Origin of the sequence: Streptomyces sp. NPDC059895, from assembly GCF_042731035.1 — a bacterium.
GTDB lineage: Bacteria > Actinomycetota > Actinomycetes > Streptomycetales > Streptomycetaceae > Streptomyces.
Genome location: NZ_JBHWKO010000045.1, coordinates 41,594 through 64,481, shown reverse-complemented (window position 1 = coordinate 64,481; position 22,888 = coordinate 41,594). Strand labels below are relative to the sequence as shown.

Here is a 22,888-nt window from a genome sequence, read left to right as displayed (position 1 = left end):
GGCACCGAGGGCTCGCGGTTCGCCGGCGAGGGCGGACACTTCATCGACACGGCGAGCTGGCTGCTCGAGGCCGACCCGGTGTCGGTGTACGCCGTCGCCCCGTCCGGCAACGAGGACCTGCAGGTCGTGCTGCGCTACCCGGACGGGTCCCTCGCACCGCACCCTCCCGGAGGACCCGTGACCAGCCACCACCCCTTCGACACACCGCCGCGCCTGACCAAGGCCGCCGTCACCCAGACCGTCCAACCCCCGTTCGCCGCCGAGCTGTTCGCCACCCTCAGCGTGCACTCCCAGTACGTCCTGCACGGCAACGTCCGCGACGACCACCTCGTCGCCGACGTCCTGGACGACGGCAGCCGCCGCAGCCGGGCCCTGGGTCTCGAGGAACTGCTGTGGGAGGGGCTGCGACGGGCCGGCTACAAGTGCCTGCTCCGCTACGACCAGGTGTCCGGCTTCACCGTCGTGCACAGCGACGACGGCCTGGACATGAACACGCTGCTGCAACGCAACACGCGCCGGCTGCCCGGCCGTTCCGAGGAGAACGACGGCGGCCAGGTCGCCCGGGTCTTCGAGTCGTTCGCCCGCGGCTGGGTCGGCGAACGCCCCGGCCCCCCGCAGGACAACCCGCGCTACGAGGACTACCAGCAGCCCGTGCGCGCCGCCCTGCTCGTCGACTACGCCTCCCGGATCCCCACGCAGGTCAACCAGCTCAGCGACGACGAGCGGACGTTCTTCCTGCGCTGTCTGAAGATCGCCGAGGAGGCCCGCCCCTTCCCCCGCCCCAAGACGGGCCGCGCCCTGTTCAACCCGGTCATCTGGCTCGCGGACGGCGAACGGGACCTGCCCGCGTGGCTGGTGACGAGCAGCGTGCGCGTGCGCAGCATCGGCGTGCCGCTGCCGGACCTCGGCCAGCGCCGCCGTATGGCGGGCCTGCTCGCCGCGCAGGCGGGGGTGCCCGGCACCGCGACCGAGCTGGACGTCGGACCGCTGCTGAAGGGGGCCGAGCGGGAGGAGCCGACGCCCGAGGACGTCGAGCGGTTCGCCCGGGCGGCCAGCGGGCTGACCCTGCGCGGCATGCGGGAGAGCATGCGGCTGGCCCGCGCCCGCCGGCTGTCGTTCGCCGAGATGGACCAGGCGGTGCGCGTCTACGAACTGGGGGTCAGCCGCAACCCGTGGACGGGCGGCGCGGTCGCCGACAGCATCCGGGACGGCGAGACGTACATCGGCCGGCGCGTGCGGGGCCAGGAGAAGGCGGTGACGCAGACCCTGGACGTGCTGAAACGGGCCGCGCTCGGCCTCTCCGGCGCCCAGGCGTCCTCGGCGTCCGTGCACCGGCCCCGGGGCGTGCTGTTCTTCGCCGGGCCGACCGGCACCGGCAAGACCGAGCTGGCGAAGGCGGTGGCGACCACCCTGTTCGGCTCGGAGGACGCCTGCCTGCGGTTCGACATGAGCGAGTTCTCCGCCCCGCACTCGGCGGACCGCCTGGTCGGCGCCCCGCCCGGCTACGTCGGCTACGAGGCGGGCGGCGAGCTGACCCGCGCGGTGCGCGAGGACCCGTTCCGGGTGGTCCTCTTCGACGAGATCGACAAGGCGGACACCGGCGTCATGGACAAGTTCCTCCAGGTCCTGGAGGACGGCCGGCTGACCGACGGCCAGGGCGTGACGACGTACTTCAGCGAGTGCGTCCTCATCTTCACCTCGAACCTGGGGGTGCACGGGCCGTCGGGCCCCGGCGGGCGGCCCCTGTCCGCTCCGGCCGGGGCGGAGCGGCTGCCGGAGACGCCCGAGGAGCGTGCCCGGTTCGAGGAGCAGATCCTGGAGAACGTCCGTCACCACTTCACGCACGGCATGAAACGCCCCGAACTGCTGAACCGGTTCGGAGGCAACATCGTCGTCTTCCAGTACATCGACGAGACGACCGCCTACGAGATCTTCGAAGGGCAGTTGCAGAACATCGCCGCGCACATGGAGCGGCAGAGCGGTCTGCGGCTGGAGGTGCTGCCCGAGGCCAGGAAGGTTCTCGCCGACGAGTGCACCCGGGACCGGCACAACGGCGGCCGGGGCATCGGCATGAAACTGGAGACCCACCTGATCAACCCGCTGGCCCGCACCGTCTTCGCCCTCGGCGTCGACCTGACGCCGGGCACCGTGGTCACCGTCTCGCGGGTCACGGTCCGCCCGGACGGCGGCGTGGACCTGGCGGTCGACGCCAGGCCGGGCGAGCGGCCGGCGGCCCGGCAGCCGGCGTGGTGACCGAGCCGGGCGCGGACGGGGCCCACGGGGCCCACAGGGAGGACGGGGCGGACGGGACGGACGGGGAGACCGAGGACGGGCGCCCCCGCCGTTACGTCGACAAGTCGCTCGCGGAGGACTTCGAATTCGACGACGACGATTGCGACGACGACGATGACGGCCCCGCCCCGGCCCCGCCGCCCTGGCCCGCTCCTGCCCCCGTCCCGGAGCCCGGCCCGGCCCCGCCGCCCCGCGTCCACCCCTGCTGGTCGTGCGCCGCGCCCGTGCCGTCCGGCGCGCCGGCCTGTCCGGAGTGCCAGGAGTCGCCCCGGCACCTGTGGCTGATCAGCACCCGCCCGCCGGTCGACCTGCGGCACGGCGCCGGCGGCCCCCTGAACCTGGGCCGCCATCCGGGCTGGGCGGCGCCCGCCGTGGCCGCCGCCCTGGACGGCGCTCCCGGGGTGTCCCGCCGGCACGCGAGCGTCGAACTCGCCCCGGACGGCGGGGTGTGGCTGACGGAACACCCGCACGGCACGACCAACGGCACGTACGTCAACGACGAACGCGTCCCGGCCGGCACCCGCGTCCCGCTCTCCGACGGGGACACGGTCGGCCTCGGCCGCCACTGCGCGTTCCGGGTGGTACTGGTCGAGCCGCCGGCCGGGTAGCCGGGGGGACGCGCGCCTCGGACCGGCTCGACGGGGTGCCCGACGGGCGTGCCCGAGGGCTGACCGCCCCAGCGGCCCACCGGCCGACCCCCAGCGGCCCACCGGCCCACCGGCCCACCGGCCGGCAACCGGCGCCCGGCGACCGGCCGGTGGACCCGCCCGTCAGTCCCCAGCCTCCGGCATGATCACCGCGCGCAGCGGAGCCAGCAGCCCGTTCGCCACCTCGACCCCGGCGGGGGTGGCGAGGTCATGGGCGGTCTGGGGCTCGTCGGCGAAGGGGGCGTCACCGCACCGGTCGCCGAACAGCACCAGCGCCTCCCGCGGCCGGTGCCGCCGGGACTGCCACAGCAGTCCCTGCGCCTCCTTCGTCTGCCGGCGCAGCTCCTGCGCCCAGTACCGGGTGCGCGGATAGTCGTCCGGCTCGGAGTCCAGCAGCCAGCTCGTCTGGCAGACGGCCGCCAGGTCCTCCTCGGTCCGCAGCGAGATGAGGGTCAGGTCGACGGTGGTGACGATCCGGGCCAGCGTGTACTGGCGCGCCTGCGCCCGCGGCACGAGCCGGGTGCCGAGCTCCGGGTCGAAGTCCATCGAGCGCAGCAGCACCTCGGCCAGCGCGGTCGTGGGCTCGAAGGTGGCGTAGAGGTACGGGTACGGGTCCTCGGCCGTGCAGTCGAAGCGGCTGCCGTCGAACAGGGTGTGCGCCTTGACCGCCTTGAAGCCGGTCGCGGGGTAGCGGGTGCGGTGGCAGCGCCAGAGCGCGGTGCCGGCCGGGAGCATCGTGACCCGGGGGACCATGGTGATCTCCGGGGGGATCTGCCGCGTCATCGGTCCTCCTCGACGAGGGCCAGGGCGGCGTCCGCCAGCCGGTCGTCCGGGACCCTGCCGAGCAGCGCGGCCGGTGCCCCGCCGAGCCAGGAGTTCCCGCCCAGCCACCAGTCGGCGGCGCCCCAGGGGTCGCGGTCGGCGAGCAGGATGCGGTTGATCCGTACGACGATCTCGTGCGGCCGCCCGGTGTCGGGGTCGAACTGGAACTCGGGGCTGCGCGGCCCGTCCTCGGGGTCGGCGAGCACGATGACGTCGGCGGGCCGTTCCCCGGCGGACGGGCTCCCGGCGGGAGCGGCGGCCCGGGAGGGCGCGGCCAGCAGCCGTCGCCGGGCGGCGGCGATGACGGCGGCGACGGGATCGTCGGGTGCGCGGTCCGGTTCAGGTGGTGGTGGCCCGCCCCGCTCCCCGGCGTCCACCCCGGATGCCGCTTCCACCCCGGATGCCGCAGGCGCCTCGGATGCCGCAGGCGCCTCGGATGCCGCAGGCGCCTCGGATGCCGCGGGCGCCGCGTAGAGCGCCTCCAGTGCCGCCAGCACCGCCTCCTCGGACGGCACGGTGGCCACCGTCGCGACCGACCGCACGCCGGAGCGGAGCGCCCGGGCCAGTTCCCCGGCGTCGTCGGGCACAGGCCACAGCGAGCGGACGATCGCGATGGTGGCCATGGCGACCCGTTCGGGGTCGGTGCCGGCCTCGCGCAGCATCGCCAGCATGGCGAGGAAGTGCTGGTACTGCTTGTCGTCCAGCCACTGCCTGAGCTCCTCGCGGTGGCGGACGAGCAGGGCCAGCAGCTCATCGGTGTCCAACGTGTCCCCCCTCGGGTCGGACGGGTGCGGGATTGCCCTGGTGGATGAAGGGGGCCCAGGCGTCCACGGGGAGGGCGGGCCTGCCCTCGATCCGCCGCGCCAGAGGCCCGGGAAGGCGCGGAATCGACGGCCGGTCGGCGTCCAGCGCCCACAACTGGGCCCGGCGCAGCGCGAGTGCGGGGTCGTCGCCCTCGGTGAGGAAGTGGTGCAGGGCGTACATCAGCACGGCCGAACTCGTGTCGTCGACGGACCACTTGGAGCCGATCACGTCCGCCGCCCCGCGGGCGACGAAGGCGGTGGTGAGGGTGAGCGCCTCGTCGTGGTCGCGGGTGCTGAGGTCGGTCTCGCAGGCGCTGAGCACCACCAGCGGCCCGGCTCCGCCGCCACCGTCCGCGGACGGTGCCCCGAGCAGCCGCCGTACGGTGAGCACGCCCGCGTCCTCGTCGCCGTCCGGGGGCCGGTGCAGCAGCAGACCCGAGACGGTGGGCCGGCCTCCGGCGAGGCCGTGCACGCTGAACTCCACGAGGGTCGCGGGCCGTTCGGCCGTGCCGCCCGGCAGCAGGGGCAGCAGCTCGTCGGGCGTGCCGTCGCGGTGGAAGCCGTTGCGGGTCAGGTAGCCGTAGCACCGGGCGTCCGGGTAGAAGGCGGTGCGCAGCGCCTCGACCTCGTGCTCGGCGTACTCCAGCGTGGAGCGGGGGTCGGCGACGAGGACCGGCGCGGCGGCCACGGGCAGCCGGGCGCGGGCGGCGGACCTGACGAACTCCGCCGCGGACGCCGCGTGACTGACGACGGCGTGGTCGACGACGTACGCGGGCCGCTCCCCGGCCCGCGCGCCGAGCCGGGCCGCGTGCCAGGGCACGGAGCCCAGGTTGCCCGCGGGCAGCAGCACCAGCCGTACCGGGTCCTCGGGCCGGGCCGGGCGGCCGGGCCGGACCGCGTCGAGGACCGGGCCCATCACGGCCGGCCCGGCCCAGTCGCACAGGTCCCGCAGGGCCGCCGTCCAGGCCTCCACCGCCTCCGCCCGGCCGGGCGCGTCCCGCGGCACGCCCGGCGCGGTGACCACGGAACGGTCGCGGGCGGCGTCCAGGTACCGCTCCAGGGGCGCGCGCCGCGCACGGGCGAGCCCGGTCAGCTCCAGCGGCAGCGGTGCCGCGCCGGGCCGTACGACCAGGGCCCAGCCGGGCCCGTCGCCCTGCCCCACGAGCAGGTGCACCACGGCGTCGACCCCGGCGCCCTGCGCCGCGTCGGCCACCTCCTGCCAGGCCGGGCCGCCGAAGACACCCACCGCCCGCAGGGCCGTGAGGGCCCGGCGCCGCAGGGTGCTCGGGATGAGCGAGTCGGCGTCCGTGCGGGCCGCGGCGGTGCCGCCGTCGGCGCCCGCGCGGGCCGCGTCCCGCCACTGCGCGGCGAGTTCCGGCTCGCCGCGCGCCTCCAGTTGCTCCGGCACGCTCGTGGCGGCGGCGACCGCGCGCAGCACGAGGGCCCGGCCCGCCTCCAGGACGCGCAGCGCGGTCGCGGCGTCGCCGGCCCCGGCGGCCCAGTCGGCGGCCGTGACCCCGCGGTCGGCGGCGGCTCGGGCCGCCTCCAGGCCGTGTTCGGCGCCGATCTGGAGCAGCACGTCCTCGGCGACCTTCTCCAGCAGCCGCTCGGTGGCCTCCAGGGCGCGTCCGGTGTCGCCGTCGGCGGCCCGGCGCCGGTAGTGGTCGGCGAGATGGCGGTACACGTCCTGGGCGGTGCCGCACCCGGTGTGCGGGCCGATCTCGGCGCGGGCCGTCTCCAGTTCCCGCAGCGCGGCGGCGAGGGCGGCGGGGTCACCCCGCCGGTCGTGTTCGATGTCGAGGACCAGGGCCATGCCGATCCGGGTGCGGATGTCCTGGTCGGCCACGACGGACGGGCCGCCGAGCGAGGCGCGGACCTCCGCGACCTCGTCCAGGAGGCTCCGGTCGGAGGGGTCGATGAGCTGCTCCAGCGCCATCGACATGACCCGGACGGGCGCCACCATGCCGCGCAGCGCGACCGGCAGGGCGGGATGCTCCCGCGACTCGCGCAGATACATCAGCGCCCGCCGCAGCGGCGGGCCCACCACCCCGCCCTCCCGGCCGATCGCCTGGGCCCGCCGCAGCTGGAGCACGCCCAGTACGAACAGGACGATGCTCGTCGAGGAGCCCTCGGTCAGTTCCTGCCGCATGTCCAGCAGGCGCTCGCCGATGTCGTCGAGCGTGTCGAGGTCGTCCTCGGGGGTGTCGCAGATGCGCTGGTACTCCAGGAGGGCGCGGCCCGCCTCCACCAGCTCCCGGCCGGCCTGGCTGGACGCCATGCCGTCGGTGACGCCCGCGAGGCCGAGGGTCTCGGTGAGCAGCTCGCGCGCGGCCGCCGCGTCCGCGAGGTTGCCGCCGCTCATGGAGGCGCCGCTCAGCAGCGCGGCCTGGAGGATGGACAGCAGGCCGGCCGGTACGTCCTGGTTGTCCCCGGCGAGGAGCAGCGGCTGCGCCGCCGCTACCAGGGCCTCCGGGTCGCCTGTGCGCATGGCCATGCCCAGGCGGGTCACTCCCGCGGTGGCCTGTTCCTGCCAGGAGCCCTGCGGCAGTTCCTCGACCGCCTGTGCCAGCTCCGTCGGGTGCAGGATGCCGGGCGCGAACAGCTCCATCACCGGCAGCAGTTCGTCCGCGACCAGTTCCACCTGCCGCGGGATGTCCTCGGCCGGCACGTTCGGGGTCACCGGCGCGGAGTCGGGCAGGGACTTGAGCATCTCCATGGCCGCGGTCATGAACATCTGGACCTGCGGCGGCATCGTCCCGGACGAGGTGGCTACGGCGCCCAGTTCCAGCAGGGAGTCCCGGTCGCGGGCGGTCCGCATCAGCCGGAGGACGGTCGTCCAGCGTTCCAGCATCGGGTGGTCGGCGGGGTCGGCCGTCTCCTTCAGCTCGTCGAGCAGTGTGCCGACCTCGGCCAGTTCCTCGCGCTGCGCCGCGCTCTCGGCCGCGGCGAAGGTGGCGCCGACGGTCAGCACGTCGATCATGTCCTGCCGGCCCTGGAACGCGAGTTTCGGCAGCCGCGGCATCAGCAGCCGGATGAGCAGCTTGGTGACGGCGGCCCGGGCGCGCGTCTCCGCCTCGGTGACGGGAACGACGGCACGCGCCTCCCGCAGCAGGGCGAGAGCCTCGGCCCGGTCCTTCGCACCGCCGTCCGTACCGGCACTCGCGTCCGCCCCAGCCCGTCCACCGGGGCCGGCCCATCCACCGGTACCGGCCCGTTCGTCCGCCACCGCCCGTCCACCGGTACCGGCGGATTCCTCCGCCACCGCTCGCTCGTCCGTGCCGGCGTGGGTCCCCTCCGCCCCGCCGGCCAGATACCGTGCCGCCAGCAGCGTGCCGCGGGCCGTCCGTAACGCGCGGCGGTCCGCGTCCCCCGCGGTTGTCTCCGCGTCCGTCAGCTCCCGCAGCAGCCGGTCGGTCGCGGCGGCGTCCGGCGGGGGCTGCCCGCCGGCGCCGTCCCAGGCCCGGCCGAGCGCGGCGGCCCGGCGGAGCAGGTCCGACGGTCCCTCCCCCGGCCCGTTCCCGGCCCTGCCCTGCGTCCCGCTCACCGTCACGCGTGCCTCCCCGGATCCCGTTCGCCCCACATACTGGCGTCGGAGAACGGTCCGCGCGGTGCTTTCGGCCGTATTTCAGCCGCCGCGACCGGGAAACAACCAGGCTGTGGTAGAGCCAGGGGATGCGGGAGCGGCCACCATCGTGAGGGGGGCGCCCGCGGCTGCCGGGACTGCGGATTCGGGGGAGGCCCTGGGCCCGCGGCCGCCCCCACCCAACGGCCGGGTGCCGTCGGGCGGACGGACCGTCCCTACAGTCCGACCCCCACCATCACCGGCTCGTTGACCAGCGTGATCCCGAACGCCTCCCGCACTCCGGCCACGACCTCGCGCGCCAGCGCCAGCAGGTCCTCGGTGGTGGCCTCGCCCCGGTTGGTGAGGGCGAGCGTGTGCTTGGTGGAGATACGGGCGGGTCCGTCGCCGTAGCCCTTGGTGAAGCCGGCCTTGTCGATGAGCCAGGCCGCGGAGGTCTTGGTGTGTCCTTGTCCCGCCGGGTAGGCGGGCGGCTGCGCGCCGTCCCCGAGGCGCTCGCGCACGCGCGCGTGGAAGACGGCGAAGTCGGCGTCGTTGAGGATCGGGTTGGTGAAGAAGGATCCGGCCGACCAGGTGTCGTGGTCCTCGGGGTCGAGCACCATGCCCTTACCGGCGCGCAGTTTGAGCACGGTCTCCCGGGCCTCGGCCAGCGGCACCCGGTCGCCGGCCTCGACGCCCAGCACGCGGGCGGTCTCGGCGTACTTGACGGGCGCCGACAGTCCTCCGGCGTCCTCCAGCGCGAAGCGGACGCGCAGCACGACGTACCGGTCGGGCTGGGCCTTGAAGCGGCTGTGCCGGTAGGAGAAGGCGCACTCCTCGTTGCTCAGCGCGACCGTCTCGCCGGCGTGGCGGTCGTAGGCGATGACCTCGGTGATGGTGGAGGAGACCTCCTGGCCGTACGCGCCCACGTTCTGCAGGGGGGTGGCGCCGGCCGAGCCGGGGATGCCGGCCAGGCACTCGATGCCGGCGAGGCCGGCCTCCACGGTGCGGGCGACGGCGTCGGTCCACACCTCGCCGGCCGCCAGCTCCAGCGTCGTACCGGTGAGTTCGTATCCGGTGGTGGCGATGTGCAGGGCGGTGCCCGCGAAGCCCTTGTCGCCGATGACGAGGTTGGAGCCGCCGCCGATGACGAGCAGCGGAGTGCCGTCGGCGTCCGCCCGGCGCACGGCGGCGACCACCTCGGCGTCGGTCGTCGCGGTCACCAGCCGGGCGGCGGGGCCGCCCAGCCGGAAGGTGGTCAGCGGGGCGAGCGGGGCGTCGTGGAGTTCCAGCACGCGCCCAAGCCTACGAGACGGCACCGACAGCCCCGTCCGCGCACTCACCGCGCGGGACGTCGCTCCGGACACGCGTAAGGGGCGCCTCACAAGGGAGAACGCCCCTTACCGACAGGCCACCCGGAGAACCATGCCGACCGCACGGACCACCCGGACCACCCAGCCCCTCGACCCTCCCGGACCTCCCGGGCCTGCCGGACCTCCCGGACCTCCCGGCCGCTCTCAGGCCAGTCGCACGACCGCCCGCGACATCCCGAGCACCTTCTGCCCGCCGCTGGTCACCGTCAGGTCGACGCGCACGGTGTGGCCGTCGAGCTTGGCCGCGACCTTGCCGGCGACCTCGATCACGGCGCCCTGGTCGTCGTCCGGCACGACGACGGGCTTGGTGAAGCGCACCCCGTAGTCGACGACCGCGCCCGGGTCGCCGGTCCAGTCGGTGACGACACGGATCGCCTCGGCCATGGTGAACATGCCGTGGGCGATGACGTCCGGCAGGCCGACCTCCTTGGCGAACCGCTCGTTCCAGTGGATCGGGTTGAAGTCCCCGGAGGCCCCCGCGTACCGCACGAGGGCGGCGCGGGTCACGGGGAAGGACCGGGCCGGCAGTTCGGTGCCGACCTCGACGTCGTCGTAAGCGATCTTCGCCGTCATGTCAGCTCTCCTCGGCGGCGCGCGCCACCAGCTTGGTCCAGGCGGTGACGACGTGCTCGCCGGCCTCGTCGTGGACCTCACCGCGGATGTCGAGGATGTCGTTGCCGGCCATCGACTTGACGCCCTCGATGGTCGAGGTCACCGTGAGCCGGTCACCGGCGCGCACCGGACGCCGGTAGGCGAACTTCTGGTCGCCGTGCACCACCCGGCTGTAGTCGAGGCCGAGCTGCGGGTCCTGGACGACCTGCCCCGCGGCCTTGAACGTGATGGAGAACACGAAGGTCGGCGGGGCGATCACATCCGGGTGCCCGAGCTCCTTCGCGGCCTCCGGGTCGGTGTACACCGGGTTGGTGTCCCCCACGGCCTCCGCGAACTCGCGGATCTTCTCCCGGCCGACCTCGTAGGGGTCGGTGGGCGGGTAGGTCCGCCCCACGAAGGACTGGTCGAGCGCCATGGGCTCGGCACCTCCTGCTTGCTCTACTGACCGGTACGGGTCGTTCAACGACGCGAGGCCGCCCCCGATCACTCGGGGACGGCCTCGCGTACGAGCCTGATTTATCGCGTTTCGCGGTGCGCGGTGTGCGCGTTGCAACGCGGGCAGTGCTTCTTCATCTCCAGACGATCCGGGTTGTTACGCCGGTTCTTCTTGGTGATGTAGTTCCGCTCCTTGCACTCCACGCAGGCCAGCGTGATCTTCGGGCGGACGTCGGTGGCAGCCACGTGAGTGCTCCTTGACGAACGGATGGGACTGAGTTAACGCATAGAAGAGTAGCCGATCGAAGGACCGACCCCGCAATCGGCTACTGTCAGTAGCGGTGACCGGACTTGAACCGGTGACACAGCGATTATGAGCCGCTTGCTCTACCGACTGAGCTACACCGCTGAGATGCGATCGGGCCCCGCCTTGCGGCGGGAACCTCTCACACCAGAGCCCCAATACGGAATCGAACCGTAGACCTTCTCCTTACCATGGAGACGCTCTGCCGACTGAGCTATTGGGGCGAGCGATGAAGACATTACACGGTCCTCCGCCGTTCGCCCAAATCCGTTTGCCGGGCCCGCCCCAGGACCCCGGCGGGACCCGTCCGCGCACCTCCGCCCGGACCTCCGCCGGAGCTGCCCCGGGCCCTTTCCCGCAGGTCCCGCGGGTCTCCCGGGTCCGCCCCGCCCCCCAGAACCACACCGGTACGACTATTGCGCTCCTCCCCGACAGCGCCGGACGGCCGCCCTAGGCTCGACTCACTCTGTGTGATCTTCCCCGCCCACGAACCCGCCCCGAGCCCCCGCCCAGAGCCCCGATCCCAGCCCCGTTCCCCGGGCCCCCGTCCTACGGCCCCCGCAACACGGCCCCGCCCCGCCCCGCCCACCGCAAGCCCTCGCCCTCTCCCGCCGACGCCCCCGGCCTCAAGCCCCCCAAGCCCCCTCCAAGCCCCTCCCCTCACCGCCGAGCCACTGGAGCGCGATGCCCGACAGCCACCAGCAGCCGCCCCCCTCGCCGTCCCCGGCACTGCACGCGCCGCCCGCGCCGCCCGCGCCGCCCGCGCCCCCCTCGGTGTCCTCGCCCGGCGCGTCGGACGATCCCGCGGACGGGCGGCCCGACCCGGCCGTCCTCCTGCTGTGCGGCGCGCGCCTCACGGACGGCCGGACCGTGGACGTACGGCTGAGCCACGGCCGCATCGAGGCGGTCGGCACGGCCGGCAGTCTGGCCCCCGGCCCGTCCCGCGCCGCCGGAACCCGGGTGGACCTCGGCGGCTACCTCCTGCTGCCCGCTCCCGCCGAGCCCCACGCCCACGCCGACACCGCCCTGTCCGCGGACGCCGACGGCCCCGTCTCGTACGCCCCCCTGGACGTCCAGCGCCGCGCCACGGAGGCCGCGCTGCTGCAACTCGGCCACGGCGCGACCGCGCTCCGCGCCCACGTACGGGTGGGCGACGTCCAGGGGCTCGGCGCGCTGGCCGCCGTGCTCCAGGCCCGACGCGGCCTGCGCGGACTCGTGGAGCTGACGACGGTGGCGATGCCCCGGATGCTGACCGGGCTGGCCGGCGCGGACGGGCTCGCGATACTGCGGGACGCGGTGAAGATGGGCGCCTCCGTGGTCGGCGGCTGTCCGGACCTCGACCCCGATCCGACCGGCTACGTGGAGGCCGTCCTGACCGTCGCCTCCGAGCACGGCTGCCCCGTCGACCTGCACACCGACGCGGCCGACCCGGCCCGCCTGGCCCGCCTCGCCGCGATGGCCGGCGGGCTGCGCCCCGGCGTCACCCTCGGCCCGTGCAGCGCCCTGGCCCACCTGCCCGCCGAGGCCGCCACCCGCAGCGCCGACCAGCTGGCCGCCGCCGGGGTGACGGTGGTCTGTCTCCCCCAGGGCGGCTGCGGCTCCGTGGAACGCCGCGGCACGGCGCCCGTACGGCTGCTGCGCGCCGCCGGCGTCCGCGTCGCGGCCGGCAGCGGCGCCCTGCGGGACGTGTCCAACCCGGTCGGCCGCGGCGACCCGCTGGAGGCCGCCTACCTCCTCGCCTCCCGCCACGGCCTGCGCCCCGAGGACGCCTACGACACCGTCAGCGCGTCCGCCCGGGCGGCCCTCGGTCTCCCCGAGGTCCGGCTCGAGGCGGGGTTCCCCGCCGACCTCCTCGCGGTCCGGGGCGACCGGCTGCCCGCCGCGCTGTCGCTGGCGTACAGCCGGATCGTGATCCACCAGGGCCGGGTGGTGTCGCGCACGAGCGCGGTCCGCGAGTACTGCGACTCGGCGGCGACCGCGGAGCTGGGGCTGCCGCGGCAGGGGCGGGGCGAGGTGTCGTGAACCCGGCGGGGCGCCACGCCCGTTCAGGCGTTCGACCTGGGCGGCGGGCGGGGCCGTCGGGGCGTACGGTCGGAAGCATGCGCATTGTCATCGCTGGAGGTCATGGTCAGATCGCGCTGCGGCTCGAGCGCCTGCTCGCCGCGCGCGGGAACGCCGTCGCGGGCATCATCCGCAAGGCCGAGCAGGCCGACGACCTGCGGGCCGTCGGCGCCGAACCGGTCGTGCTGGACCTGGAGTCGGCGTCGGTCGAGGAGGTCGCGGAGCGGCTGCGGGGCGCGGACGCGGCGGTGTTCGCGGCCGGCGCCGGGCCGGGCAGCGGAACGGCCCGCAAGGAGACCGTGGACAAGGGCGCGGCGGTCCTGTTCGCGGACGCGGCGGTCCGGGCGGGCGTACGGCGCTTCCTGGTCGTGTCGTCGTACGGCGCGGACGCCGGCCACCAGGGCTCCGAGGTGTTCGACGTCTACCTGCGGGCCAAGGGCGAGGCGGACGCGTACGTCCGTGGCCTGGACGGCCTCGACTGGACGATTCTGCGCCCGGGTTCGCTGACGGACGACCGGGGCTCGGGGCTCGTCCGGCTGGAGGCGCACACAGGCCGCGGCGCGATCCCGCGCGACGACGTGGCCACCGTCCTGGCGGAGCTGCTGGACACCCCGGCGACGGCCGGCCTGACCCTGGAGCTGATCGGCGGGTCGACGCCGGTGTCGGTGGCGGTGAAGTCGGTGGCGGGCAACTGAGGCCCGCCAGCCGGCGGCAGGCCGGCCCGGCGCGGCCGAGGCCCGGCGCTCCGGCACCCGGCCGCCCCGCGCTCAGAACAGCGGCAGCTGGCCGGGTATCTCAGCCACGACGTACCCGTCCAACGACGGCTGCGCCGCACCCAGTTGCGCGGCCCGACGGGAACCGGGGCAGGAGGTGAGCCGCCCGCTCTCCCGCGCCCCGGGCGGGTCGTGCCGGGCGAACCGCCCGGCGACGACGGCGATCTCGCGACGGCACTCGGGGCAGGTTCTACGACGGCTGGACATGGGGCCAGTGTGCCCGAGCGCGCCCCGCGGGTCCCTTCCGCCCCGCGGCCGGCGCTCTCCGTCCCTCCCGCCGAACTCCCCCGCGTCCCGCCTGCCGCGCAGCGCCCACGTGACTCGCCGATCCCGCGAGCCCCAGATGTCCCTCCTTGCCCCACCCACCGCGCCGGCCGCTCTCGCCGCGCGGAAGTGCGACCTTCTCCCTAGCATCCGTACATGTGGCACACACTTTCGAGGAACTCGTGGAGAAGCAGCGCGCGGCCGACGAGGCCCACACGCGGGTCCTGCACCTGCGGGACGCGTACGGCGCCCCCACCGCCGCCCCCTGGTCGGAGATCCAGACCGACACCTACGAAACCGCCTGGCGCGCCTGGCGCGACCTCGCCCGTGACGCCCAAGCCGCGGTGACCGAGTACGCCAAGAACGAGGGCAGACAGCGCACGGACGTCGAGGAGGACGTCAAACGCGCCGCGAAGTCCCCCGAGGCGCCCTCCGGGGAGGGATGAGACCGCCTGGGAGGGTGAGCCGGCGGAGAGGGGCGGCGGGTTCCCGGGCCGCGTCCGCACAGGAGCGCCGTCAGTCCGGAGGACAGGCCTCGCGGAGGGCCGCCCACTGGGCGTATGCGTGCGGCCCGACGACGCGGCGGAGGGCACCCCCTTCGGAGGAGTGCGTCCCAGGCTCGCGAGCCGGCGTCCATCCGCCGCTCCAGGACCGCGTGCGCGCTTCGAACCTTGCCGGGCAGACCTCCGCGGACAGGACTCCGCAGGCAGTATTCCGCGGGCAGGACTCCGCAGGCAGGATTCCGCGGGCACGCCCTAGCGGCGGGCCGCGGCGGACGCCCCGAGCGCCGCGAGTGTGAAGCCGTCCCGCAGCTCTCCGGCGCGGATCGCCCGTGCGATCTCGTCGGGACTCCACCAGCGCGCGGCGGCGACCTCTCCGTCGCCGGCGGCCCCGGGATTCAGTACGGCGTCCTCCGGTACCGAGACCTCGACGACGGCGACCTCGTTCTCGAGCATGCCGGAATCGACGTCCAGGTACGCCACCGCGGCCGCCGCCGAGCCCGCCAGCCCCGCCTCCTCCACCAGCTCGCGCAGCGCGTCCGAGACGGGATCGGCCTCACCGAAGCCACGCGGCAGCTCCCAGGCCCACCGGCCGACGGCCGGCCGCCACTGGCGGACCAGCAGGATGTCGTCACCTCGCCGGGCCAGCACCACGACCCCCGTACGGCCGCCGCCGACCCGGACGCGGTGCAGGACGGTCTCGGCGCCGGACGGCAGACGGTAGGTGTCGAGGAAGACCTCGCACCATCGACCGCCGTCGGCGTCGGTGTACGCCCGGCGGGTGTGCGTGCGGGGCGTCTCAGTGTCCATCAGATCCTCCTGTGTGCCCCCCGGGTGGCTCGGGCAGCTGTTCGGGGAGCTCTATCACGTCGTACCGCCCCCGGAAGTCGGTCAGGCGGGTCACCCCGGCTGCCACGGCCGCGACGACGACCGGGGCGAGCGCTCCGCCGGCGCCGGCCGCGAACGCCCCGGACGCCCCCTGGCCGAGCAGACCGGTGGCCAGGCTCATCCCGCCGCCCGCCACCACGTGAGCGCCGACCCCGCGTGCGCTCTGCGCGAACCGCTGGAGCCGGGTCACCGACACCTCGTCCGCCCCGCCGTCCGGTGGCTCTTCGGTACGCCCCGCGAGCAGGTCACCCACCTCCTGCAACGCGGCGAGATCACGCTGCTGCCACCAGCGGGTGAGGGCGTCGGCGGCATCGTCCGTGAAACGCTGCCACTGCTCACCGCTCATCAGCCCGAGCCGCAGTTCGAAGCGGGTCGGGTAGATCACGACCGGCGTCTGCTCCACCAGCGTCGCAGCCTGCCTGCGCCGGACGCCACGGCGTGGTGAGGCCAGACCGAGCAGGCAGCCCTCGCCCGCCGCTATGGCCCGGTAGTACGTCTCGTCGAAGGACTCGCGCAGCATCTGGGCGTCCGCTCGCGCCACGGGGTCGCCGGAGCGCAGCAGGGGGTCGAGGCTCTCGTACAAGCGGCTGCGGCTGGGCAGGCCGTTCACGTCGAGCTCACCGCTGGTCCAGGCGGCGAGGACCGCCCGCCCCTCGTCGCCGGCCACGTCCTGCGGGCCCGGCGGGGGGCACTGCGCGTACGCGGTCGCGTAGTCGGCGGGCACCAGGGGGCTGACCTCGAGCAGGCCACGATCGGCTGCCTCCAGCCAGTCACCCCATCGGGCGACGGTGCGCCGCCGCAGCGGAGTGTCGAGGACGCCGGTGGCGGCCAGCAAACGGTCCGCCATGCCGACCGGTCCCTCCGCGGCGAGGACCGTGACCGCGGCCTCGGCGTCCGCGCGGGCGGCCAACTCCTGCTGGAGGCGCAGGCACTGCGCGTCGGGGACCGGGAGGGACGAGAAGAGGAAGCCGGTCGAGAGCATCGCGGTCAGCTGTCCGGCGAGGTCCGCGTTCCGGGAGTTCACTCGCATCGGCAGCACCGCACCGCCGCCGATCGCCCCGATCGCCAGCTCGTCGAGGAGCGCGGCGGGCCGGAGCGCGGCGAAGGCGGCGCCGTCGAGCAGTTGAGGGTACGTCAGGAACAGGGAGCCGCCCTGGACGACCTCCCAGCGCAGCCGCCCGAGCAACTCGGCCCGCCCGAGCGCGGTGAGCCGTTCCATGGGGGCCCCGGCCCCGGGCGCTCGGGCAGTCAGTCTGGCCCGCTGCCGTACGCTGTCCCACCCTGTACTGAGGACCGAGGTCATGTGTCAGTCCCTTCCACGACGTCTCTCTCGGCGTCCATACGGGTGCCAGTTCAGCATGCGCGGACGGGTGGACACCTGTGAACGGTTCGACAGCCGGCCCGACACGGCACCACGCGAACGACCCGGCACCCCACACACCGATCGGCGGCCGGAACAACGCGAAAACCCCCTCCGACCTGCTGCGAGCGCAGGTCGGAGGGGGTTTCCCTCAGCGTGGCGGCGCCAGGATTCGAACCTGGGAAGGCTGAGCCGGCAGATTTACAGTCTGCTCCCTTTGGCCGCTCGGGCACACCGCCGGGTCTGCTGCCGTTCGAACCGCTTTTCGGCGGTGCTCCCTGGCAACGACGTAAACGATACCTGATGGAGGGGGGTGCTCCGCCACCTGGATTCCGCGGCGCCGGGAGAGGGCCGGGTGGCTAGGCTTGTCCGGATGCGGCCCGCGTCTGACGCCGGGCTCGGCGGCAGCTCACGGACGCCGACACGCACCCGACAGCCACCCCGATACAAGGAGCCACAGGACATGGCCGACTCCAGTTTCGACATCGTCTCGAAGGTCGAGCGGCAGGAGGTCGACAACGCCCTCAACCAGGCCGCCAAGGAGATCTCGCAGCGCTACGACTTCAAGGGCGTCGGTGCCTCGATCTCGTGGTCCGGCGACAAGATCCTGATGGAGGCGAACTCAGAGGACCGGGTGAACGCTGTCCTCGACGTCTTCCAGTCGAAGCTGATCAAGCGCGGGATCTCGCTGAAGGCACTGGACGCGGGTGAGCCGCAGCTCTCCGGCAAGGAGTACAAGATCTTCGCGTCGATCGAGGAAGGCATCTCCCAGGAGAACGCCAAGAAGGTCGCCAAGATCATCCGCGATGAGGGCCCCAAGGGCATCAAGGCCCAGGTCCAGGGCGACGAGCTGCGCGTCAGCTCCAAGAGCCGCGACGACCTGCAGGCCGTCATCGCCCTGCTCAAGGGCAAGGACTTCGACTTCGCACTGCAGTTCGTGAACTACCGGTAGGCATCCGGTACCGGTGGCCCCCGCCACCGGGGACGAGGAGGGGCGGGCACCCGGTCGGCGCCCGCCCTTCTCGTCGGCCGGCCGCGCCCGGAATCGAACTCAGTCCCGCGAGTTGCCGAACAGGATGCGGTAGGCGATCAGGAGCACGAGGGAACCGCCGATCGCCGCCGCCCAGGTGGCGCCGTCGTAAAAGTCCTTGGTGACGGGGTGGTCGAGCCAGCGGGCCGATATCCAGCCGCCGATGAACGCGCCCGCGATGCCGATGAAGGTCGTGCCGATGAAGCCGCCCGGGTCGCGGCCCGGCAGCAGAACCTTGGCGATGACTCCGGCCAGCAGCCCCAGAATGATCCAGCTGATGATGCTCATGCCCTGAACCTGCCCTTTCGTGCTGTGCCCGCACTGTCCCGCCACCGTGATGTCGCTCCGGACCGGCTGTGCGTTCGTGCGTCATGTGCGTGTTCGTGCGGTGTCGTGAGGGACGACGCCGGGACGGCGCGTTCCGGTTCCGCTCGTCGTGGGGGTGCGGCCCATGACACGGTCCGGATCGGCCGGCCCCCTGGGAGCAACTGCTCGCAGCCGGTCACGCGTTCATGATGCGGGCCACCGCTGACAGCGGGGCGGGGGTTGTGGACAACCGGCCGGTTGTGGACGAGCGAGCCACCCGTGCGGGTGGGGCGGGAACCGTCAGCGCGAGGCGAACGGCCGGTCCGACGGCACGATTTCGCGGCCCAGCGGAAGCAGTGAGACCGGGATCAGCTTGAAGTTGGCGATGCCGAACGGGATACCGATGATCGTGACGCAGAGGACGATGCCGGTGGTGATGTGCGCCAGGGCCAGCCACCACCCGGCGAGGACCAGCCAGAGGACGTTGCCGAGGCAGGACGGGGCGCCCGCGTCGCGGCGTTCGACCGTCGTGTAGCCGAAGGGCCACAGGGCGTAGACGCCGATCCGGAAGGCCGCGACGCCGAACGGGATACCGATGATCGTGACGCAGAGCAGCAGGCCCGCCAGCATGTAGCCGAGGAAGAGCCAGAAGCCGCTGAGGATGAGCCAAATGACGTTCAGGACTGTCTTCACTGGTGGCGACCTGCCATCTTCTCGAGACGGGCGATGCGCTCGGCCATCGGCGGGTGCGTCGAGAACATCTTGGACAGTCCCTGGCCCGGGCGGAACGGGTTCGCGATCATCATGTGGCTCGCGGTCTCGATGCGGGGCTCAGGGGGCAACGGGAGCTGTTTGGTGCCGGTCTCGAGCTTGCGCAGGGCGCCGGCGAGGGCCAGGGGGTCACCGGTGAGCTGGGCGCCGGAGGAGTCGGCCTCGTACTCGCGGGAGCGGCTGATGGCGAGTTGGATGACGGAGGCGGCGAGCGGGCCCAGGATCATGATCAGGAGCATGCCGAGGATGCCGGGGCCGTCGTCGTCGTCGGAGCGGCCGATCGGGATCAGCCAGGCGATGTTGACCAGGAACATGATCACGGAGGCGAGGGCGCCGGCGACCGAGGAGATGAGGATGTCCCGGTTGTAGACGTGGCTCAGCTCGTGGCCGATGACGCCGCGCAGCTCACGCTCGTCGAGGAGGCGGAGGATGCCCTCGGTGCAGCACACCGCGGCGTTGCGCGGGTTGCGGCCGGTGGCGAAGGCGTTGGGTGCCTCGGTCGGGGAGATGTACAGACGGGGCATGGGCTGGCGGGCCTGGGTCGAGAGCTCGCGGACCATGCGGTACAGGGCCGGGGCCTCGAACTCGCTCACCGGGCGGGCGCGCATCGCGCGCAGGGCCAGCTTGTCGCTGTTCCAGTACGCGTAGGCGTTGGTGCCGAGCGCGATCAGGACCGCGACGACGAGCCCAGTGCGGCCGAAGAAGCTGCCGATGACGATGATGAGTGCGGACAGTCCCCCGAGGAGTACTGCGGTCCTGAGCCCGTTGTGCCGGCGGTGCACGGTACGCCCTCCAAGTCGTGCGGCAGGGGAACCCTTTGCTTGTTGATCTTTCCCTTTGGTCTGCGGTGCCACGGGTGTCGTGGTGTCACGTCCAGTGGAACCTCCCGTTTTGGTCAACGCCAGGCGAGGTCCACTGGTTCCCTTGTCCGCCCGCGGGCATGCGTGGGCCGTCCGGGTGAGGGCCCACGGTGAGGGGGACGACGGCTCAGAAGAGGGCGGTGTCGGCGAAGCGCAGGATCAGTTGGGGAGCTCCGGACAGGGCGACGGCGAGGACCGCGGTGAGGGTGAGGGCGGCCGTGAGGGGGGCGGGGACGCGGTGCCTGACGGGTTCGCCCTCGGGGGCGCGGAACAGCAGGGCCGTCCACTGGAGGTAGTAGTACAGGGCGATCACCACGTTGACGGCCATGACGACGGCGAGCCAGCCCAGTCCGGCGTCGACGGCGGCGGAGAAGACGGTGACCTTGGCGAAGAGGCCGATGATGCCCGGCGGCAGTCCGGCGAGGCAGAGCAGGAAGAAGGCCAGGAGGAGGGCGGCCAGGGGGTTCCTCGCGTAGAGGCCCCGGTAGTCGGTGAGGCGGTTCGCCGGGTTCTTGCGGCCGACCAGGGCAGCCACCGTGAAGGCGCCGAGGTTCACGGCGGCGTACATCAGGGCGTAGGCGACGGTGGAGCCGATCGCGTGGTCGCGGTCGTCGGAGTACGCGGCGGCGGCGATCGGGACGAGGAGGTAGCCGGCCTGGCCGACGGAGGACCAGGCGAGCAGGCGGACGGCGCTGTACGCGCGCGTGGCTCGCTGGCGGAGGGCGCCGGCGTTGCCGACGGTCATGGTGAGAGCGGCCAGCGCGGCGAGGGCGGGGCCCCACACGTCGGCGTACGAGGGGAAGGCGACGACCGTGACCAGGATGAGGCCGGAGAAGCCGACGGCCTTGCCGACGACCGACAGATAGGCGGCGACGGGCAGGGGGGCGCCGACGTAGGTGTCGGGGACCCAGAAGTGGAAGGGGACGGCGGCCGTCTTGAAGGCGAAGCCGACGAGGGTGAGGACGACGCCGGTCTGGGCGAGGGTGTGCAGTTGGCCGTTCACGGCCTGGATGCGCTCGGCGACCAGGGTGAGGTGGAGGGTGCCGGTCGCGGCGTAGACGAAGCTGATGCCCAGGAGGCTGACGGCGGTGGCGGTGACGGAGGACAGGAAGAACTTCAGGGCCGCCTCGGAGGACCTGCGGTCGCCGCGCCGGATGCCGACGAGGGCGAAGGCCGGCAGGGAGGCGACCTCCAGGGCGACGACGAGGGTGGCGAGGTCGCGGGAGGCGGGCAGGAGGGCGGCGCCGGCGGCGGACGACAGCAGCAGGAACCAGAACTCCCCTTCGGGGAGCCGCTTGCGGGCGTCCTTCAGGGCCGTGACGGACAGCAGGGCGGCCAGGAGCGCTCCCCCGAGGACCAGGAACTGGATGACCAGGGTGAAGCGGTCGGCCGTGTAGCTGCACGCGCGCGGGTCGCCGGTGAGGCAGAAGGTGGAGCGGTCGCCGTCCAGGAGGGGCAGCAGGAGGGCCGTGGACGCGGCGAGCCCGGCGACGGACAGCCATCCGAGGAGCGGCTTCCTGCTGTCGGACACGAACAGGTCGGCGACGAGGACGACGAGGCCGACAAGCGCCGCGAGGGTGGGCGGGGCGATCGCGAGCCAGTCGACGGACTGGACCACCGACGCGGCCAGGGGCTGGGCCAGGGAGCTCATCGGGTGCCTCCTGCGAGGAGCTGCTGCACGGCCGGGTCGGTCAGGCCGAGAAGGGCCTTGGGCCAGAGGCCGGCGGCCACGGTCAGGACGACGAGCGGTGTCCAGGCCGCGAACTCGTAACTGCGGACGTCGGTGAGCCGCGGCGCGTCCTGCGGGAGGGCGCCCATGCAGACGCGGCGGACCACGACGAGCAGGTAGGCGGCCGTCAGCAGCGTGCCGAACGCGGCGATGGCGGTGAAGGTGAGGAAGGCGGGGCGGCTGAGGTCGTCGGCGGGGTCGAAGGCGCCGAACAGGGCGAGCATCTCGCCCCAGAATCCCGCCAGGCCCGGCAGGCCGAGCGAGGCGACCGCGGCGAAGGCGAGGAGGCCGCCGAGGCGGGGTGCCCTGCCGTAGAGGGCGGCGCCGGTGGCCTCGGCGAGGGTGTCGAGGTCGGTGGTGCCGGTGCGGTCCTTCAGGCCGCCGACCAGGAAGAAGAGGAGGCCGGTGATGAGGCCGTGGGCGATGTTGGCGAACAGGGCGCCGTTCACGCCGGTCGGGGTCGTGGAGGCGATGCCGAGCAGGACGAAGCCCATGTGGCCGACGGAGGAGTAGGCGATGAGGCGCTTGAGGTCGCCCTTCGCGCCCCGCTTGGCGAGGGCCAGGCAGGCCAGGGATCCGTAGATGATGCCGACGACGCCGAAGGCGGCGAGGTACGGCGCGAAGGTGTGGAAGCCGTCGGGCGCGACCGGGAGGAGGATGCGCACGAAACCGTACGTGCCCATCTTCAGCAGGACACCGGCGAGCAGGACCGAGCCGACCGTCGGGGCGGCGGTGTGGGCGTCGGGCAGCCAGCTGTGCAGCGGCCACATCGGGGTCTTGACCGCGAGCCCGATCCCGATCGCCAGTACGGCGATGACCTGCACGGATGTGGTCAGCGACCGGCCGTTGTCAGTGGCGAGTGCCACCATGTCGAACGTGCCCGCCTCGAGTCCGATCAGGAGCAGGCCGAGCAGCATGACCACGGATCCGAGCAGCGTGTACAGGATGAACTTCCAGGCCGCCTGGGTCCGGCCCTCGCCGCCCCAGCGGGCGATGAGGAAGTACATCGGGATGAGGACCGTCTCGAAGGCGAGGAAGAACAGCAGCAGGTCGAGGACGGCGAAGGTGGCGAGGGTGCCGCACTCGAGGACGAGCAGGAGCGCGACGAAGGCCTTGGGGCTCGGGCCCGCGGGCGGGTTGAAGTAGGAGTAGAGCGCGCAGAGGAAGGTCAGCAGCGCGGTCAGGACCAGAAGGGGGAGGGAGATGCCGTCGATGCCGAGGTGGATGCGCACGTCGAGTGCGGGGATCCAGCTGATGTCGGTCGTGGCCTGCATCTTCGACGGCTGGTCGTGGTCGAAGCCGAGCGTGAGGACGATCGCGGCGGCGAGGATCGCGCCGGTCACGGTCACGCCGTGCCGCAGCACGGCCTGCTCGGGTGACTTCCCCTTCAGTCCGGGCGGGGCCGGGAGGAGAGCCGCGGCGGCGCCGAGGAGCGGGCCGACGACGACGAACGCCAGAAGGAACTGCATCACGGACTCGCTGATATCGATCACGCCTGC

Annotated in this window: 21 protein-coding genes and 3 tRNA genes; 6 read left to right on the top strand and 18 right to left on the bottom strand. The window is 73.5% G+C overall.

From position 1 onward, the window contains the following. A partial coding sequence (locus ACFV9M_RS34280; protein ID WP_385102625.1) for an AAA family ATPase occupies nucleotides 1–2,253 on the top strand: 2,253 nt, incomplete at its 5' end. Next, complete coding sequence (locus tag ACFV9M_RS34275) at nucleotides 2,247–2,900, top strand: FHA domain-containing protein (protein WP_385071636.1); 654 nt, start codon at nucleotides 2,247–2,249, stop codon at nucleotides 2,898–2,900. The genes ACFV9M_RS34280 and ACFV9M_RS34275, both read left to right, overlap by 7 nt. A gap of 162 nt (nucleotides 2,901–3,062) precedes the next feature. Here the strand turns inward: ACFV9M_RS34275 and ACFV9M_RS34270 are convergent, their stop codons facing one another. The 9 genes from ACFV9M_RS34270 to ACFV9M_RS34230 form a co-directional block, all read right to left on the bottom strand. Next, nucleotides 3,063–3,722 carry an RES family NAD+ phosphorylase gene (locus ACFV9M_RS34270; RefSeq protein WP_385071639.1) on the bottom strand — a complete coding sequence of 220 codons (660 nt, stop codon included), beginning with the start codon at nucleotides 3,720–3,722 and terminating at the stop codon, nucleotides 3,063–3,065. Beyond that, a complete protein-coding gene (locus tag ACFV9M_RS34265; RefSeq protein ID WP_385071642.1) occupies nucleotides 3,719–4,525 on the bottom strand; it encodes a hypothetical protein in 807 nt (268 codons plus the stop codon). The genes ACFV9M_RS34270 and ACFV9M_RS34265 overlap by 4 nt, the downstream gene beginning before the upstream one ends. Continuing rightward, complete coding sequence (locus ACFV9M_RS34260; protein ID WP_385071643.1) at nucleotides 4,512–8,114, bottom strand: CHAT domain-containing protein; 3,603 nt, start codon at nucleotides 8,112–8,114, stop codon at nucleotides 4,512–4,514. Before ACFV9M_RS34260 ends, ACFV9M_RS34265 begins: the two co-directional genes overlap by 14 nt. 248 nt (nucleotides 8,115–8,362) lie before the next feature. Beyond that, complete coding sequence (locus tag ACFV9M_RS34255) at nucleotides 8,363–9,418, bottom strand: UDP-N-acetylmuramate dehydrogenase (protein ID WP_385071646.1); 1,056 nt, start codon at nucleotides 9,416–9,418, stop codon at nucleotides 8,363–8,365. 222 nt (nucleotides 9,419–9,640) lie between these two features. Beyond that, a complete protein-coding gene (locus ACFV9M_RS34250; RefSeq protein ID WP_385071648.1) occupies nucleotides 9,641–10,069 on the bottom strand; it encodes a MaoC family dehydratase in 429 nt (142 codons plus the stop codon). A 1-nt stretch (nucleotide 10,070) separates the two neighbouring features. Further along, the gene (locus ACFV9M_RS34245; protein WP_385071651.1) at nucleotides 10,071–10,523 is read right to left on the bottom strand and encodes a MaoC family dehydratase N-terminal domain-containing protein; all 453 of its coding nucleotides are present in this window, start codon (nucleotides 10,521–10,523) and stop codon (nucleotides 10,071–10,073) included. A 101-nt stretch (nucleotides 10,524–10,624) separates the two neighbouring features. After that, nucleotides 10,625–10,789: a 50S ribosomal protein L33 gene (gene rpmG / locus ACFV9M_RS34240; RefSeq protein ID WP_003948671.1), complete on the bottom strand. Its 165-nt coding sequence runs from the start codon at nucleotides 10,787–10,789 to the stop codon at nucleotides 10,625–10,627. Nucleotides 10,790–10,879: 90 nt separating this feature from the next. Then, nucleotides 10,880–10,952 (bottom strand) — tRNA-Met (locus tag ACFV9M_RS34235). 46 nt (nucleotides 10,953–10,998) lie between these two features. Beyond that, a tRNA-Thr gene (locus tag ACFV9M_RS34230) sits at nucleotides 10,999–11,071 on the bottom strand. Nucleotides 11,072–11,531: 460 nt separating this feature from the next. On the opposite strand from ACFV9M_RS34230, the gene ACFV9M_RS34225 reads away from it, so the two are divergent. After that, a complete protein-coding gene (locus tag ACFV9M_RS34225; protein WP_385071654.1) occupies nucleotides 11,532–12,869 on the top strand; it encodes an amidohydrolase family protein in 1,338 nt (445 codons plus the stop codon). 77 nt (nucleotides 12,870–12,946) lie between these two features. Further along, complete coding sequence (locus tag ACFV9M_RS34220) at nucleotides 12,947–13,603, top strand: SDR family oxidoreductase (RefSeq protein WP_385071657.1); 657 nt, start codon at nucleotides 12,947–12,949, stop codon at nucleotides 13,601–13,603. A 72-nt stretch (nucleotides 13,604–13,675) separates the two neighbouring features. On the opposite strand, the gene ACFV9M_RS34215 is transcribed toward ACFV9M_RS34220, so the two are convergent. Beyond that, nucleotides 13,676–13,888, bottom strand: a complete 213-nt coding sequence (locus ACFV9M_RS34215) for a hypothetical protein (protein ID WP_385071660.1) — start codon at nucleotides 13,886–13,888, stop codon at nucleotides 13,676–13,678. A 215-nt stretch (nucleotides 13,889–14,103) separates the two neighbouring features. Here ACFV9M_RS34215 and ACFV9M_RS34210 point away from each other — a divergent pair, with 215 nt between their 5' ends. Continuing rightward, entirely contained in the window at nucleotides 14,104–14,391 is a 288-nt protein-coding gene (locus tag ACFV9M_RS34210; RefSeq protein WP_385071662.1) for a hypothetical protein, read from the top strand. Between the two features lie 309 nt (nucleotides 14,392–14,700). On the opposite strand, the gene ACFV9M_RS34205 is transcribed toward ACFV9M_RS34210, so the two are convergent. From ACFV9M_RS34205 to ACFV9M_RS34195, 3 genes are all read right to left on the bottom strand, one after another. Next, nucleotides 14,701–15,255: an NUDIX hydrolase gene (locus ACFV9M_RS34205; RefSeq protein ID WP_385071665.1), complete on the bottom strand. Its 555-nt coding sequence runs from the start codon at nucleotides 15,253–15,255 to the stop codon at nucleotides 14,701–14,703. Further along, entirely contained in the window at nucleotides 15,245–16,552 is a 1,308-nt protein-coding gene (locus ACFV9M_RS34200) for a hypothetical protein (RefSeq protein ID WP_385071668.1), read from the bottom strand. Before ACFV9M_RS34200 ends, ACFV9M_RS34205 begins: the two co-directional genes overlap by 11 nt. Before the next feature lie 298 nt (nucleotides 16,553–16,850). Beyond that, a tRNA-Tyr gene (locus ACFV9M_RS34195) sits at nucleotides 16,851–16,932 on the bottom strand. Nucleotides 16,933–17,156: 224 nt separating this feature from the next. Between ACFV9M_RS34195 and ACFV9M_RS34190 the strand changes: the two genes are divergently transcribed. Further along, a complete protein-coding gene (locus tag ACFV9M_RS34190) occupies nucleotides 17,157–17,645 on the top strand; it encodes a YajQ family cyclic di-GMP-binding protein (RefSeq protein ID WP_115906502.1) in 489 nt (162 codons plus the stop codon). 99 nt (nucleotides 17,646–17,744) lie between these two features. Here the strand turns inward: ACFV9M_RS34190 and ACFV9M_RS34185 are convergent, their stop codons facing one another. The 5 genes from ACFV9M_RS34185 to ACFV9M_RS34165 form a co-directional block, all read right to left on the bottom strand. Further along, a complete protein-coding gene (locus ACFV9M_RS34185; RefSeq protein WP_385071670.1) occupies nucleotides 17,745–18,011 on the bottom strand; it encodes a GlsB/YeaQ/YmgE family stress response membrane protein in 267 nt (88 codons plus the stop codon). A gap of 318 nt (nucleotides 18,012–18,329) precedes the next feature. Next, a complete protein-coding gene (locus tag ACFV9M_RS34180; protein WP_385071673.1) occupies nucleotides 18,330–18,722 on the bottom strand; it encodes a YccF domain-containing protein in 393 nt (130 codons plus the stop codon). Next, nucleotides 18,719–19,582, bottom strand: coding sequence for a zinc metalloprotease HtpX (gene htpX, locus ACFV9M_RS34175; RefSeq protein ID WP_385071675.1), 864 nt, complete (start codon nucleotides 19,580–19,582; stop codon nucleotides 18,719–18,721). Before htpX ends, ACFV9M_RS34180 begins: the two co-directional genes overlap by 4 nt. Before the next feature lie 205 nt (nucleotides 19,583–19,787). Continuing rightward, the gene (locus ACFV9M_RS34170) at nucleotides 19,788–21,311 is read right to left on the bottom strand and encodes an NADH-quinone oxidoreductase subunit N (protein ID WP_385071678.1); all 1,524 of its coding nucleotides are present in this window, start codon (nucleotides 21,309–21,311) and stop codon (nucleotides 19,788–19,790) included. Further along, entirely contained in the window at nucleotides 21,308–22,882 is a 1,575-nt protein-coding gene (locus ACFV9M_RS34165) for a NuoM family protein (RefSeq protein WP_385071681.1), read from the bottom strand. Before ACFV9M_RS34165 ends, ACFV9M_RS34170 begins: the two co-directional genes overlap by 4 nt. Nucleotides 22,883–22,888: the final 6 nt, after the last annotated feature.